At 59.4% G+C, this 229-nt stretch carries 1 rRNA gene; it reads right to left on the bottom strand.

Annotated features, from left to right (window positions below):
- Positions 1–229: ribosomal RNA gene (locus KUM38_RS38780) — 23S ribosomal RNA — on the bottom strand; the annotation flags it as partial.

The raw sequence follows: 229 nt of genomic DNA, 5'->3' as shown, positions 1-229 counted from the left end.
CGGTTTAGGGTACGGGCCGCCATGAAACTCGCTAGAGGCTTTTCTCGACAGCATAGGATCATCCACTTCACCACAATCGGCTCGGCATCAGGTCTCAGACTATGTGCCAGGCGGATTTGCCTACCTGACGTCCTACACCCTTACCCCGGGACAACCACCGCCCGGGATGGACTACCTTCCTGCGTCACCCCATCACTCACCTACTAACCGCTTGGGCCGGCGGCTCCAC

Origin of the sequence: Streptomyces sp. AC558_RSS880, assembly GCF_019049255.1 — a bacterium.
GTDB lineage: Bacteria > Actinomycetota > Actinomycetes > Streptomycetales > Streptomycetaceae > Streptomyces.
Note: the sequence above shows the minus strand (reverse complement) of the source record. Positions and strands in the feature narration are given on the sequence as shown.